At 59.6% G+C, this 14,116-nt stretch carries 16 protein-coding genes; 13 read left to right on the forward strand and 3 right to left on the reverse strand.

Translation table 11 applies throughout. From position 1 onward, the window contains the following. Window positions 1–119: 119 nt before the first annotated feature. The 4 genes from xseA (at window position 120) to P1S46_08160 (ending at window position 2,022) form a co-directional block, all read left to right on the forward strand. Complete coding sequence (gene xseA / locus P1S46_08145) at window positions 120–1,382, forward strand: exodeoxyribonuclease VII large subunit (GenBank protein ID MDF1536453.1); 1,263 nt, start codon at window positions 120–122, stop codon at window positions 1,380–1,382. Between the two features lie 118 nt (window positions 1,383–1,500). Continuing rightward, a complete protein-coding gene (locus tag P1S46_08150; GenBank protein ID MDF1536454.1) occupies window positions 1,501–1,710 on the forward strand; it encodes a hypothetical protein in 210 nt (69 codons plus the stop codon). Then, a complete protein-coding gene (locus tag P1S46_08155; protein MDF1536455.1) occupies window positions 1,695–1,889 on the forward strand; it encodes a hypothetical protein in 195 nt (64 codons plus the stop codon). The genes P1S46_08150 and P1S46_08155 overlap by 16 nt, the downstream gene beginning before the upstream one ends. A gap of 4 nt (window positions 1,890–1,893) precedes the next feature. After that, on the forward strand, window positions 1,894–2,022 hold the full coding sequence (locus P1S46_08160) for a hypothetical protein (GenBank protein MDF1536456.1): 129 nt from the start codon (window positions 1,894–1,896) through the stop codon (window positions 2,020–2,022). 246 nt (window positions 2,023–2,268) lie between these two features. Here the strand turns inward: P1S46_08160 and groL are convergent, their stop codons facing one another. Then, window positions 2,269–3,909: a chaperonin GroEL gene (gene groL, locus P1S46_08165; protein ID MDF1536457.1), complete on the reverse strand. Its 1,641-nt coding sequence runs from the start codon at window positions 3,907–3,909 to the stop codon at window positions 2,269–2,271. A 33-nt stretch (window positions 3,910–3,942) separates the two neighbouring features. Beyond that, on the reverse strand, window positions 3,943–4,233 hold the full coding sequence (gene groES / locus P1S46_08170; protein MDF1536458.1) for a co-chaperone GroES: 291 nt from the start codon (window positions 4,231–4,233) through the stop codon (window positions 3,943–3,945). A 393-nt stretch (window positions 4,234–4,626) separates the two neighbouring features. On the opposite strand from groES, the gene P1S46_08175 reads away from it, so the two are divergent. Together P1S46_08175 and P1S46_08180 are read left to right on the forward strand one after the other, a co-directional pair. Beyond that, window positions 4,627–5,346, forward strand: a complete 720-nt coding sequence (locus P1S46_08175; protein MDF1536459.1) for a DUF502 domain-containing protein — start codon at window positions 4,627–4,629, stop codon at window positions 5,344–5,346. Beyond that, the gene (locus tag P1S46_08180; protein ID MDF1536460.1) at window positions 5,343–6,209 is read left to right on the forward strand and encodes a phosphatase PAP2 family protein; all 867 of its coding nucleotides are present in this window, start codon (window positions 5,343–5,345) and stop codon (window positions 6,207–6,209) included. Before P1S46_08175 ends, P1S46_08180 begins: the two co-directional genes overlap by 4 nt. Before the next feature lie 658 nt (window positions 6,210–6,867). Here P1S46_08180 and P1S46_08185 read toward each other — a convergent pair. After that, window positions 6,868–7,533, reverse strand: coding sequence for an endonuclease V (locus tag P1S46_08185; GenBank protein MDF1536461.1), 666 nt, complete (start codon window positions 7,531–7,533; stop codon window positions 6,868–6,870). Between the two features lie 226 nt (window positions 7,534–7,759). On the opposite strand from P1S46_08185, the gene P1S46_08190 reads away from it, so the two are divergent. From P1S46_08190 to P1S46_08220, 7 genes are all read left to right on the forward strand, one after another. Next, the gene (locus P1S46_08190; GenBank protein ID MDF1536462.1) at window positions 7,760–8,221 is read left to right on the forward strand and encodes an Rrf2 family transcriptional regulator; all 462 of its coding nucleotides are present in this window, start codon (window positions 7,760–7,762) and stop codon (window positions 8,219–8,221) included. A 165-nt stretch (window positions 8,222–8,386) separates the two neighbouring features. Next, the gene (larE, locus tag P1S46_08195) at window positions 8,387–9,232 is read left to right on the forward strand and encodes an ATP-dependent sacrificial sulfur transferase LarE (protein MDF1536463.1); all 846 of its coding nucleotides are present in this window, start codon (window positions 8,387–8,389) and stop codon (window positions 9,230–9,232) included. A 12-nt stretch (window positions 9,233–9,244) separates the two neighbouring features. Continuing rightward, window positions 9,245–9,646 (forward strand): PA2779 family protein, encoded by a 402-nt coding sequence (locus P1S46_08200; protein MDF1536464.1) that lies wholly within the window; start codon window positions 9,245–9,247, stop codon window positions 9,644–9,646. 243 nt (window positions 9,647–9,889) lie between these two features. Continuing rightward, window positions 9,890–10,366: a cysteine peptidase family C39 domain-containing protein gene (locus P1S46_08205; protein MDF1536465.1), complete on the forward strand. Its 477-nt coding sequence runs from the start codon at window positions 9,890–9,892 to the stop codon at window positions 10,364–10,366. Between the two features lie 67 nt (window positions 10,367–10,433). Then, entirely contained in the window at window positions 10,434–10,979 is a 546-nt protein-coding gene (locus P1S46_08210) for a tetratricopeptide repeat protein (GenBank protein MDF1536466.1), read from the forward strand. A gap of 7 nt (window positions 10,980–10,986) precedes the next feature. Next, the gene (locus tag P1S46_08215; GenBank protein ID MDF1536467.1) at window positions 10,987–12,180 is read left to right on the forward strand and encodes a M28 family peptidase; all 1,194 of its coding nucleotides are present in this window, start codon (window positions 10,987–10,989) and stop codon (window positions 12,178–12,180) included. Next, the gene (locus P1S46_08220; GenBank protein MDF1536468.1) at window positions 12,180–13,802 is read left to right on the forward strand and encodes a GAF domain-containing protein; all 1,623 of its coding nucleotides are present in this window, start codon (window positions 12,180–12,182) and stop codon (window positions 13,800–13,802) included. The genes P1S46_08215 and P1S46_08220 overlap by 1 nt, the downstream gene beginning before the upstream one ends. Window positions 13,803–14,116 lie beyond the last annotated feature (314 nt).

Below are 14,116 nucleotides of genomic sequence, written 5' to 3' on the forward strand. Positions count from 1 at the left end.
CAGTCATTGTAAGGAAAGGGAAAACGACGCTTTTCCCTTTCCGTGGAGCGAAAAGTCCCGGATTGGACTTTTTGCGAGTCCATCAGGTTCGGGAAGCAAAGTCTGAAGGAGCCGCCGCTGTGGATCGTTCGACACCCCTCACCGTCACCGAACTGACACGCCATATCAAGGGCGCCCTGGAAGCAGCCTTCCCGCCCCTCTGGGTCGAAGGGGAGATCTCCGATTTCAATGCCGCTTCCAGCGGGCATCTCTATTTTACCCTCAAGGATGAAAACACCCAGATCCGGGCGGTGATGTTCCGGCGGGATGCCGGGCGCCTGCCGTTCCTCCCGGCAGGCGGGATGCACGTGCTTCTTTTAGCGCGCCTGACCGTTTACGAGGCCCGGGGCAACTACCAGATCATCGTTGAGGACATCGAGCCCCGGGGGGTCGGAGCCATCCGGCAGGCGTTGGAGCAGCTGCGCCAGGCCCTCGATGCCGAGGGGCTTTTCCATCCGGACCGCAAGCGGCCCCTGCCCACTTACCCGGCCTGCATCGGTGTCGTCACGTCCCCCACGGGCGCCGCCATTCAGGATATCCTGAAAGTGATCAGGAATATGGATGCGCCGGTAAGGGTCCTTCTTGCGCCGGCTCTCGTGCAGGGCCGGGATGCCCCCGAATCCCTGGTCCAGGCTCTTGCCGACCTTTCGGCATCTGATGAGGAAATCGATGTGATCATCATCGGCCGGGGTGGAGGCTCCTACGAGGACCTGCTGGCCTTTTCCGACGAGCGGGTGGTCAGGGCAGTGGCCGATTGTCCGATTCGGGTCGTTTCGGCCGTGGGACACGAGACCGACGTGGCTTTGACAGATCTGGCCGCGGACGCCCGGGCAGCCACGCCCTCTGCCGCCGCCGAACTGGTCACCCAGGGCAGGGATGATCTTCTCGCGGGCCTGGAGTATTACAGGAGCAGGCTTTCCTCGGCAGCCCGCCTCGCGGTGGGCGAGGCCAGGGAACAGCTCGCCGCCGTCGGGTCCAGGCTCGTCCATCCGCGCCACATCCTTGACCAGGGGCGCATGCGCCTCGACGACCTGTCGTTCCGCCTCGTCAGCCACACCCGGTCCCGCCTGGCGGAAAGCCGCTCGGACCTGAAACACCTGGCCGGGCTTTTAAACTCCCTCGGCCCCCAGGCAGTTTTAGACCGCGGATATTCTGTTGTCAGCAAAAAGGATGGTAGTATCGTGAGGGGGCCGGACCAGGTTGAAGTGGGCGAGGGACTGGATGTGCGTGTTGCGGCGGGGAGGATAAAGGTGAAAGTGGAAGCCCTTCGACCACGCCTCCGGCGTGGCTCGGGACAGGCGGGGACGCAGGGACGTGGGGAAAAGGTTCCACCCGAAACCTGAAACTCGAACCCTGAACCCTGAACTCCAACCGGGGATTGGAATCATTAAAAGGCTCGGGCCCGTTATTGCCCGCAAACCGTTAAAAGGATAAAATAGTCAATAGTTTCGGAGGTTTTTAATGATCAGGGACTTTGACGCGAAAAGTAAATTCGATGACGATCTGGCCCGCAGGGAGGGCCGGCTGGATCACAGCCAGGCACTGGATATTTTCACCCGCCTGTGGGAGGAGGGGCGTGAACTGCGGGTTCTTCCCCCCGCCGATCCCATGGAAGGGATCGAGACCGATATCGCTGTCGCACGGATCCTGAATTCATGTTCCAGGAATTAATCGCCAGCATCGCCGCTTCCCTGAACGTAAGGAAGATCCCCTACATGATTATCGGCGGCCAGGCGGTCCTTTTATACGGGGAACCCCGCCTGACAAGAGACATCGACGTGACCTTGGGCGCGGGTGTCTCATGGCTCCCTGATCTTTGCCGGGAGACCGCGGGACCTGGAAGACGTTAGATCCGTGCTGCTACGCAACCGTGATGTTGACACGGCATACATCCGCCGTTGGTTGGGGGAGTTCGACGCGTCCATGGAGAGTGGGCGGTTTACCCGGGTGTTCGAAGAGGTCCTGGCGGAAACAGAGAAGTAGAGTGCTCCCCTCGACCGGGCGACGCGGGGGAAGGTCTCACCTGAAACCATAAACCATAAACCATAAACTCCAGCCGCAGGCTGGCGTCATTGCGAATAACGGCCTCGGCGTGATGAGGCAATCCCGGGAATCAAAAGCTTTAATGCCAAAATCAAAAGCCCGGAGCTCAACGCTCCGGGCTTTCTTGGAACTTTCCACTTTCTACTTTGAACTAAAAATAGTGGGGCTTCGAGCCCAACTATTTTTTTACATTCCAGGCACACCCATGGGAGGCATTCCGCCGCCCATTCCGCCCATGTCGCCCTTCGGTTCGGGCTTTTCGACTACGCTGGCTTCGGTGGTCAGCAGGAGGCCGGCGATTGAAGCGGCGTTCTGCAGAGCCGAGCGGGTCACCTTGGTGGGATCGATGATGCCGAGTTCCAAAAGGTCACCGTACTCTTCCTTCGCGGCGTCAAAACCGTAGCTGATCTTCTTGCTCTTCTTCACCACGTCCACGATGATGGAAGGCTCGAGGCCGGCGTTGGCGATGATCTGGCGAAGGGGCTCTTCCAGGGCCTTGCGCACGATGTTGGCGCCGATCTGCTGATCTTCCTCGGGGAGGCTCAGCTTGTCCAGGACACCCATGCAGCGCAGGTAAGCGACACCGCCGCCGGGAACGATGCCCTCTTCGACGGCCGCGCGGGTGGCATGGAGAGCGTCCTCGACCCGGGCCTTTTTCTCCTTCATCTCGGTCTCGGTGGCAGCACCGACCTTGATGACGGCAACACCGCCCACCAGCTTGGCGAGTCTCTCCTGGAGCTTTTCACGGTCGTAGTCCGAGGACGTTTCATCGATCTGGACCCGGAGCTGGGCTACACGGCCCTCGATGGCTCCCTTGGCACCGGCGCCGTCGATGATGGTGGTGTTGTCCTTGTCGAGGGTGACGCGCTTGGCCTGGCCAAGGTCCTCGAGGGTAACAGCTTCGAGCTTGATGCCGACGTCTTCTGAGATCACGCGGCCGCCGGTGAGGACGGCGATGTCCTCGAGCATGGCCTTGCGGCGGTCACCGAAGCCGGGAGCCTTGACGGCGGCGGTGGACAGGGTCCCGCGGATCTTGTTCACCACGAGGGTGGCAAGGGCTTCGCCCTCGATGTCCTCGGCGATGATGAGAAGGGGGCGGTTGGAGCGGGCCACCTGCTCGAGGAGCGGGATAAGGTCCTTCATGGCGCTGATCTTCTTGTCGAACACCAGGATGTACGGTTCTTCAAGATCGGCCACCATGCGCTCGGGGTCGGTCACGAAATAGGGGGACAGGTAACCGCGGTCGAACTGCATCCCGTCCACCACCTCCAGGGAGGTCTCCATGCTCTTGGCCTCTTCCACCGTGATGACGCCTTCCTTGCCGACCTTGCTCATGGCTTCGGCGATGATCTCACCGATAGAGGCGTCGTTGTTGGCGGAGATAGTGCCGACCTGGGAGATCTCTTTCTGCTCCTTGGTGGGCTTGCTGATCTTGTGAAGCTGGTCGACCACGGCGGCCACGGCTGCATTGATGCCGCGCTTGACGTCCATGGGGTTGGCGCCGGCGGTCACGTTCTTGATCCCCTCGCGGTAGATGGCCTGTGCGAGGACGGTGGCGGTGGTGGTGCCGTCACCGGCAATATCGGAGGTCTTGCTGGCGACCTCCTTGACCATCTGGGCGCCGAGGTCCTCGAACTTGTCCTCCAGCTCGATCTCCTTGGCAACGGTCACGCCGTCCTTGGTGACGGTGGGGGCGCCGAAGGATTTTTCGATGATAACGTTCCGGCCCTTGGGACCGAGGGTCACCTTGACGGTGTCGGCAAGGGCATTGACACCGGCAAGCAGCTTCTTGCGGGCGTCCTCGCTGTACATGATGATCTTGCTCATTGGGATATCCCTCCTGGACTATTGTTTGTGGGATTATTTCTCGATAACGCCGAGAACGTCATCTTCCCTCATGATGAGGTAGTCTTCGTCATCGATCTTCACATCAGTTCCGGCGTACTTGCCGAAAAGGATCTTGTTCCCGACCTTGAGGTCCAGAGCCCTCTGGGTGCCGTCCTCCAGGATGCGGCCCTTGCCAACGGCAACAACCTTGCCCTCCTGGGGCTTTTCTTTAGCGGTGTCGGGGATAATGATGCCACCCTTTGTCTTCGCCGTCTCCTCAATCCTTTTGACGAGAATACGGTCCTGAAGCGGTCTGATCTTCATCTTCTGGTCCTCCTCTAGGTTCTGGATTGTTCCTCTTGTTGTCTGTCCAGGCACCGTCCCGTACCGGGACAGTATCCTGAAAGCCTGATAACCGTGTCTGTTGTTCCGGTTTTCCGAATTAGCACTCTCACATTGTGAGTGCCAGTAGAGGGGCAATATAACCCTCCTCGATTAAAAATCAAGGGGCGGTCATAGATAACCTCGCAAAAAGTCTCTTCGAGCCAATTTGCGAGGCGGGGGATGAAAATTCTTCGGGTTCCTCCTATTCCCGCCTTGTCAACAGGTTGTTGCTCCCATAGAATAGAGTCTCTTCCGGCAGTCATGACGCCGCAAAAAGTCCAGTCCGGGACTTTTTGCTCGACACGGTTCACCATCAGACACGGGGAGAGATTCGTGCACACCCTGAGAACGGCCATCAAAAAATACATGCTGACGGGGCTTCTCGTCCTGGTCCCCCTCACTCTGACGTGGTGGGTTCTCCTGTCCCTCTTCCACTGGACCGACCGTACTCTCAGGCTTATCCCCCCGATGTACCGTCCGGAGGCCCTTATCGGGTTCCCCATCCCCGGCCTCGGGCTTATCCTCACGGTGGCAATCATCTTCGTCATCGGGGCCCTGGTGGCCAACGTGGCCGGACGGAAGCTGATCTCCACCGGTGAGAAGATCCTGGAAAAGATCCCCCTTTTACGGTGGTTCTACTTTTCCACCAAGCAGATCATGGAGGCCGTGTTCGTCAAGGGACAGGACAGCTTCAGAAGGGCCATCCTCCTTGAGTATCCCAGGAAGGGGATCTACAGCATCGGCTTCATCACCGGTGAAGCCAGGGGAGAGATCAAGGACAGAATCCCGGGCAGGTCCATGACGATCTTCGTCCCCACGACGCCCAATCCCACCTCGGGATACCTTGTGGTTGTTCCCGAAAATGAATTGATCCCCCTCAACTGGAGCGTTGACGAGGCGTTCAGGATGATCATCTCGGCGGGGGTGGTGATGCCGGGTGACGTGAGCAACTTCGGCGAGGTCACCCACTTGGGGCCCAAACCTGCTTCCCAAAGCGGCGATGGCCGGCCCGGGGATGCTCAAAGCGATCCGGAAGGAGAACTCGAGGGGTGAAAGCCTGGGGCACCATGGCGGCAATGTGCGCCCTGCTGCTTGTGTCTGCCGGCCCGGTGGAGGGGCAGGACCAGGGCGCCGCCGGTTCCGAAAGACAGCTGAGGGTCATCCGTCCCGACGAACCGGTTCCGATCCTGGACCCGGCGTTCGAGATGATCATGGAGAAGGTTGACAAGGACCTGAAATACGTCCTTTCCTCACCTGTAAGGGTCACCCCAAGGAATACCGCCCTGACAGGTCTGACCGTTCTGACGACCCTGTTCCTCCTCAACCATGACGAGGATTACGCTGCCGACATCATCGATACGCGGGACGATCGCAACGACAAGATGTACGAAAGGTTCAGAGTCCTGAGCAGGCACGTCCCGGAAACCACGGCAGGGCTTTACCTCCTGGGCTACTTCCTTGACGACAAGGAACTGAAATCCAGGTCCCTGGCCGGTTTTGAAGCCCTTGCCATCACCGCCCTCATCAGCGCCAGTTCAGGATTTATCGTTGGCCACGAGGGACCCGGCGACAGCCCGACGGCCGACCAGTTCGATCCGTTCAACCGCTACCACTCCATGCCGGACATAAGCTCTTCCCTGGTGTTTTCCGTTGCCAGCGTTTTTGCCTACGAGGCGCCATGGCACCAGGCGCTCTTTTACTACGCCCTCGCCGCCGGGACCGCCGTAAGCCGCGTCTATCATGAAGACGCCTGGCCTTCGGACGTTTTCCTGGGCTCTGTCATCGGGACGGCCATCGGCAGGACCATCGCCGGCAGATCGAGGAGGAACGGGAGGGAGCCGGATTTCACGCTCATTCCGGTGCTGGAACATCACGGCAGAGCGGCGGCCGGGATCAAAGTCGAATGGAAGTTGTGATCTCAGATCTCACATCTCAGATCTCAGAATGATCCAAGATCCATCCGTCTGTGCTTTCAGCTACGACGCGACAAGAAATCCAAGATCCAGGAAATTGCCGGGCGATGCCCGGTTTTTTGTTCAGCTATCAACTTCATGCTCTCAGGTTTAGCTTAAAGCTTTCAGCTGATAGCTGTCAGCTGTACTTCCCGAGATTTCTTCATTTGGGGAAAGCCTTCCCCCTCACCCCGGCCCTATCCCTCGGAGGGGAAAGGGAGAGTAATGAAACTGACTGTTTAAGCGGTTCGCAATGACAAACGGTTGATAGGGTCGCAAAAAGTCCAAGCGGAACTTTTCCTGGCTCATTGATGTCCTGGGGAAAGGGAAAAGCGTGGTTTTCCCTTTCCTCACGGTGACTGCTGATAATCACCAAAGTCTGTGCGAGACTTTGGCTCAACGGGAACCGAAAAGCGTGGTTTTCGGTTCCCTCACGGATCGAACACACAGCCATTGGCACTCGATCCGGGCGCCCTCCCCGGGCGCGGCTGCTTTCATCGGTCATCGATCCGGGCGCCCTTCCCAGGCGCGGCTTTTCATTGATTTGGGCGCCCCACGCGGGGCGCGTTGATGACTTTTTGCGAAGTCATCAACGGTTGGGCCAGACACCGGACACCAGACACTATTCATTCCCTTTCTCCTTGCTTAACTTATCCGCAAGCCTGGTAGCTTCCGGCAGCCGGTACCCCCTCAGGCACCTCGTCACCGCCTTCACCGCCTCGGCCGGATCCAGGAGGTGCCCGGGGGAGATGTACAGCGGTTTACACCCCTTCCTGCTCCTCAAGGCATAGCCGACGGTTTTTCCGTTAAGTGTTATTGGCGAGCTGTTTCCCGGTACCGGCCCCGGCTCATCGCACTTGCCCGTCAGCAGGCTCTTTGCGCATCCGGCAGTGGGAACGCCTGTGAGGAGCCCGATGTGGGACGCAAGCCCCATTCCTCGGGGATGGGCGATGCCGTGGCCGTCCACCACGATGAGATCGGGCCGGGGCATCTCGTCCAGCAGGGGAAGGAGGGGAGGGATCTCCCGGAAGGAAAGCAGGCCCGGCACGTAGGGGAAAGGGGTGGTGCCCCTGGCGGTCACGGAGCGAAGCGGCGTCATCTCCGGAACGGCCAGAAGGAGCGCCGCAGCGAGGAACTCCTTTTCCCGCCTCCGGTACGAAACGTCCACACCCAGGACCGTTTTCACCTCCGGCAGTTTCCCTCCACGGACCTTTGCCGCCAGCTCCCTCTGGACCTTGACCGCTTCGGTTGGCGTCAGATCCCAGCGGTTGAGAGTTCTCAGATTCATGGTGTTCTCAGCTTACAGGAATCAGCGGTCAGCTATAAACCAAAATAGGCATTCACTTTTGCCTTTGGGGAAGACCTGGATTCGGCGGTATCAGGGACTATCCGGGGCATTGGGGGAGCAGGCACGGAATCCAGGCCCGACCGGATTCCGTGTTTAAACTTGACAAAACAACTGTAAAAAAATATCTTCAAAGAAATTATAACCGTAAAAAAAGGGGTAATTACGAATGAGACTTTCCACCAAGAGCCGATACGGCGTCCGTGCATTGTTCGATATCGCTTACCACTCAGTGGGTCTTCCCACCCAGATCAAGGATATCTCGAGGCGCCAGCAGATCAGCCCCCGGTACCTTGAGCAGATCTTCCAGAAGCTCAAGAAGGCCGGTCTTCTGGGGAGCAAGCGGGGCCCCAACGGCGGGTATTACCTTCTCAAGGACCCGGCCGACATCACCCTTGGAGACATTGTAAGAGCCACCGAAGGACCTTTTCAACTTGTCTTTTGCGCCAGTGAAGCGCCCAGAAAGAAGTGTCCCCGATCGGATGATTGCGTCGCACAGAAGATGTGGCTGGATATCAGCAACCAGATCGGCGATTTCTTCGACGCCATCACTATCAGCGACCTTTGCGCCAGGGCTCGCATCGTTGGTGTGGAACGGGAATATGACCACCCCTACACGTATCAGATCTGATAGAGTCGCAAAAAGTCCAATCCGGGACTTTTTGCGAGTCCATCAAATCTGATTGATACCTCTGATCGCCCGTCACGCCCGGTGTAACCGGCGGCCCGTCACTCGGGGCGGATCGCCTGACCTGTTTCCGGACCATCCCATATCCTCGTCAGAGGTGATCCGCAAGTGACTCCACACGATGTTCTCAAGGATATCATCCGCCAGATGGGGAAGGTCCTCGTGGGCTTTTCCGGCGGTGTGGACAGCACCTTTCTCCTGTATTCCTGTCTCGAAATCCTTAAAGCCGATGCGGTGACCGCTGTTGTGGTGGACCATCCCCTGATGCGGGAAGGGGCCGTTTCAGATGCGGTCAGGACGGCAGGGGATATGGGAGCCGACGTCCGCACCACCGCTCTGAACCCCCTTCTGTCAGGGAAAGTTTCGGGAAACAGCCCCGACAGGTGCTACCACTGCAAATTGCTCATCTTCGGCAAACTGACGGAGATGGCCCGGTCGGACGGGATCCCCTGGGTCCTGGACGGAACCAATGCCGACGACGTCAACGAGTACCGTCCCGGGATCGCCGCCCTCCAGGAGTCAGGTGTTCGCAGCCCCCTGAGGGAGGCCGGCCTGACCAAGGACCGGATCAGGGAGTTGAGCCGCCAGGCCGGGCTTCCCACCTGGGATCGCCCGTCGGCGCCCTGCCTTGCCACCAGATTTCCCTACGGCACATTCCTTACGAAGGAGGAGATCGACAGGGTCCGTAAGGGAGAAAAATTCCTGGTGGACGCCGGGTTCCCCGACCTCCGGCTGAGGGTCCACTCGGATGGCGGAAGCACCGTCGTCCGTATCGAGATCCCGCCGGATGACATGGCCAGGCTTTTTTCCGGCGGTTTGGCCGAACAGGTGGTTGCGTCCCTCAAGGGGCTGGGGTATCGTTACATCACCCTCGACCTGGAAGGGCTCCGTTCGGGGAGTATGGACGAGGCCCTGGACCTGCCGGACCCGGGCCGGGAAGATGAACCTGTCTGAAAGGAGATTCATGTGAAAAAGATTCTTGAGATGCCTGCCGTCAAGGTGGTTTGCCTTTACCTCGTACTGGTCCTGTCAGGCGCCGCCGCCCTGCCCTCTGCGGCCCAGGCGGCATTCATATCCCCTTCCGAAAATGCCCTGGCCCAAATGGACGTGACCAGTGTGGACGGGATAAGGGCCGCCCTCGAAAATGAGCTGCTCACCGAGCGCCTGTCAGCTCTCGGGTTGTCTTCGGAGGAGATCCGGGCCCGACTGGATTCGCTGACCGTCCAGGAGCGCCAGGCCGTCATGGCCGACGTCGGGAAACTGCAGGCAGGCGGTGATGGAGTCGGGACGCTCGTCAGCCTTGCTGTCCTGGTACTCATCATCATCCTCATCATCAAGCTCATGGACAAGGAGATCACTATCAAATAAAACAGGGTCCTGGAGTACGGACCCTGTTTTATCTGAAGAGAGCTGATTGATCGGTCTCCATCCATGCGGAAAATGCTTCAACAGCCGGAGTTTCGAGCAGATCAGAATGGTGGATCTGCAATTTTTTCCGGCACTGCTGATAACGGATTTCCCCGGAGACCGGGATGCGGGTTCCTGCACCGGGCCGGCTGGATCGCCGTCTGGTGCTCGCTGCCGCTTATCCTGTCCTGCTCATTGCGGATCATGGAGCCTGACCGGTTCCCGGAAGCGGTCAGGCTCCATGACGTTACCCCCTATATCCAGGAGCCCCTGCAGTGCGGTCCCTACGCCCTGGCGGCTGTGCAGGACTTCATGGGGATCGAGACCGACGCCGGCGAGATGAGTCGGCGCCTGTACAGTCCGGGGGCCGGCGGCACACTTACCATGGACCTTTTCCTGGAAGCCACGAGATCAGGCCTGCCGGCGCGGCAGTTGAGCGGCTCGGCCTCGAACCTTCAGGATCAGCTGGAATCGGGGCCGGTCATCGTCCTTTTCCGCTACCCCGCACTGGTCGGGTCGGGAGGGCACTTCATCGTGGTCACCGGCTATTCTTCCTCCCGGAAGGGCTTTTTCATCCTGTGGGGTGACGGGCGCCTGACATGGATGGATGAAAAGAGGTTCGACGGTATGTGGTCCGGATCCGGCAGGTGGATGCTGACTTTTGACAGGGTCGCGAAATAAGTTGGGAAAAGATGGTCCGATGACTTTTGGTTACTTTTTCCGAACAGTACTCGCTGGTGCCTTGCTTTTGTCTGTTGTTTCCTGCGCCGGGCCGGACAGACGGACTTCCCTGCAGATGCCCTACGACGACAGGGTCCGTCTCGCCTCCATCTATATCCAGTCCGGCCAGACGGGCCGGGCCGTTCCGCTTCTCGAGGACGCTCTTTACCAGGACGACGGGAGACCGGAGGCCTGGGCCATGCTCGGAGAGATCGACTACTCGGAAGGGAATCTGGACAAGGCAGCGGCCCGCCTCGGAAAGGCACTCGAGGTGGGAGGGGAGAACCCCGTGGTCCTTAACAACCTGGCGTGGGTGGAGATGGGGCGGGACGATGCGGCAAGAGCCCTGGCCCTGGTGGACCGGGCCCTGCTCCTGGATCCTGCTCCCAGCTATCCGTACCTGGACACCCGGGCGCGGATCCTGGGAAAACTGGAGCGGTACGGCGAGGCCCTTGCCGACGCCGGGGCGGCCAGGAACCTGGTACCGGACCACGAACTGAATACGATCAGGGAACTGGACGATCTCATTACCGAACTCGAGGGGCTTGCCGCCGGCGGGCCTTTGGAGTACTGACCAGAAAATGGAAAAGACGTTTTCCGACACGCCGCTTGAAAAGGAACTGAAAGGATACGTGGATGCCCTCACCTCGGTGGGTCCGGACCGGTTCGTCGGATCCAGGGGACATAAGGCGTCCTTTGCCCTGATCCGGCGTCTCCTTCGGTCGTGGGGTCTGGAAGTGACCGTCCAGCCGTTCACTGTAGATATGACCGTTCCGGCCAGGTGGTCCTTTCAGGTCGATCTCGGGAAGGGGTTTGAAACGGTGGACTGCATGCCGGGTATCGGCTCACCTTCCGTGAAGAACCTTGTCGCGGACATCGTCCCCGTGGGACACGCCCGGGAGGAGGATTACGATTCCCTGGAGGGGATCGCGGGCAAGGCTCACCTTGCCAGGCTCTGGAAAAGCCACGAAACCGCCAAGGTGGCAGAGGCGGCCATCAAGGGCGCGTCCTCCCTCATCTGGTACAATGATTATATCGACGAGCTTTACTCGGGTGCGTGCGATTACTCCCTTGCTCCCATTCCGGGAATTTCCATCCGCAAGTCCATGGCCGAGAGGATCCTCGAGGCCGGGGGCGGGAGGATCAGACTTTCCCTGAAGTCCAGAAGGAAAAAGATCCGGTGCCGCAACATCGAGGCAGCCCGGCCCGGTACCGGGAGCCCTTACGCGCTGCTCGCGTCCCATTACGACAGCCGCCCCCGCACCCCCGGGGCCAGTGACGACGCTTCCGGCGTGGCCGCCATGCTGGCCTTTATACGAAACGGCTGCGATTCCGAGGCAAGCCTGCCGGTGAGATACCTGTTCGCGGACTGTGAGGAGGAGGGATGCATCGGTGCGGAAGCATACGCCGACCTGCTTTACAGGTCCAACCGGTTAAGGGAGGTCGAGGCCATGGTCAATCTCGATGCCGTGGGGTGGCCGAACCTTTGCTTCATCGTCCGTGACCGGGAGGCGGTCATGGACGAACAGCTCACCGGGCTGGCCGTCCAGGTCTTCGAAGACATGGGATACCATGCCGACAAGGTCCGTTCCAAGAGCGGCAAGAGCAACCACACTCCCTTTGCCGCGAGGGGGGTAAGGACCGTGTGGTACTCGGACTATCCCAACTACATCCGACACTCCGCCATTGATAACGCGTTCAATATCGATTATCCGACCATAGCCATGGTGACCCGGGGCCTGCAGCGGTTCTTCAGCCGAATGGGGCATCCGTGATGGATCGGCGCCACTTTTCTCCCTACCTGCAGAGGCTTGCCCTGAGAGGCTGTTTCGCGGTTGTCGTCCTGGTGTGGAAGCTGCTGGCACAGCCCGGGAAGTTCGCCCTGGAAGTCCAGGTCCTCGGTTTCCTTTTCTGTCTTTACGCCGTCACCGTGTTCGTATGGGAAAAGTGGCGGAGAGGTCTACGGCGGGAACCGGGCCTTTTCACCTACATGGACATCCTCTTTGCCGGGGCGTTTATCGGGATGTCGGGAGGAGCGGAGAACGAGTTCTACCTCCTTCTGTACTTCATCGTGGCCATCCGGGCGCCTTACTTTTCGTGGCTCCAGACGGTAATGATCCCCGGCGTGTCCTCCGTCGCCTACCTGGCGGCCGTGGGACAGGCGGGCCGGGACACTCACTGGTTCGACCTCATGGTCCGGATCGGCCTCCTGTGGTTCCTCGCGGTCCTGCTCAAGTTCATCGGCCTTAAGACCATGAGGGAAAAGGAGAGGGCCCGGCGGCTTACCGAAGAGCTTTCCTCGACCCACAACGAGGTCCGCCGGTACACGGCGGCTCTTGAGAAGGCCAATGCCGACAAGGAGCGGCGCCTCGCGGAGATCACTCTCCTGCACCAGTTCGTCATGGAGGTGAGGGGATCGGTTGAGTACGACTCCGTTTACAAGGCGATCCTGAGCCATGCGGGCCAGGTGTGCGAGGCGCCCTGGGTTTTCCTTGTCCACCGCAGTTCCCCTGAAAAACCCGGGATCGTGGTTCGAAGCAAGGGCGATCCCCCGGAAGTCCTCAAGGATGCCGTCTGGGAGTTCGGCATCGACCCCGGCTGCGGCAGCGACGGAGCCAGGGTGACGGATACGGTGGAAGAGTTGGGAGAGGTCGATCTCCGGTACTTCGTCCGATGTTATGAAGATCGTACCTCGGTATCCCTCGTCCTGGCCTTTCCCGCCTCAGAGGCTTTCCTCCTCGACGAGCAGGTCGAGGTTCTTTCGGCCCTCATGGATACGGTGGAGATGGAGCTGGAGCTGCTGCGACTCCACAGGGACCTCGGAAGAAGCAACCGGAAACTGTCGGAGAGCAACCGCCACCTGACCCGTCTCCACGAACTCCAGCAGGAACTGAGTTCAGCCTTCCTTGCCGAGGGCGATATCTCCGCTGTCATCCACAGGGCACAGGATATCATGGCCAAGGAGCTTTTTGAGCTGGACCGGCTCAACCTCTTTCTCCCTGGTGAGGATGGCACGATGCTGCAGTGCCGGACCTCGGTGGGGATCGGGTATTATCCCCTGGGAGAGATCGCGGTTCCCGTGGATGAAAGGGGAGGGGCCATTTCCCTGGCCTTCCGGGAGGGGAGGACCATCTTCTACAACGGCAAGGGGACCGTACCGGACGAGTTCAGACTGGCGGAACCCTACAGCCGCATCCCTGCGATACGCTCCAGGATCTTTGTCATCGTACCCCTCATCGACCACCGGGGTGTCGTCCTCGGGGTCATCGGGGCCGATCGCAAATACACCCGCCAGCCGATACCGGAAGAGACGGTGGCCATGCTGGAGTTCTTCGCCCGCCACGTGGCCATGGTCCTGTCCATCCAGGAACTGACGAAGGGCAGGGGGAACGGTTAAGGAAGGGTCTGGAGTCTGGGGTCCAGGGTCTAGCCCGCTTTATTCATGATGCAAATGAGATGTCCGCTAACTGTGTGGCAATTAAAGATGATGGACTCGCAAAAAGTCCATCAACGCGCCCCGCGCGGGGCGCCCAAATCAATGACAAGCCGCGCCTGGGAAGGGCGCCCGGATCGATGACCGGCAAATATGTCAGCGATCCGTGAGGGAAGGGAAAACCCCGCTTTTCCCTTCCCGTAGAGCCAAAGTCTCGCACAGACTTTGGTGATCTATCAGCAGTCATTGATTTGTAAGGAAAGGGAAAACGACGCTTT

It is taken from the genome of bacterium, from assembly GCA_029210545.1.
Taxonomy (GTDB): Bacteria; BMS3Abin14; BMS3Abin14; order BMS3Abin14; family BMS3Abin14; genus JARGFV01.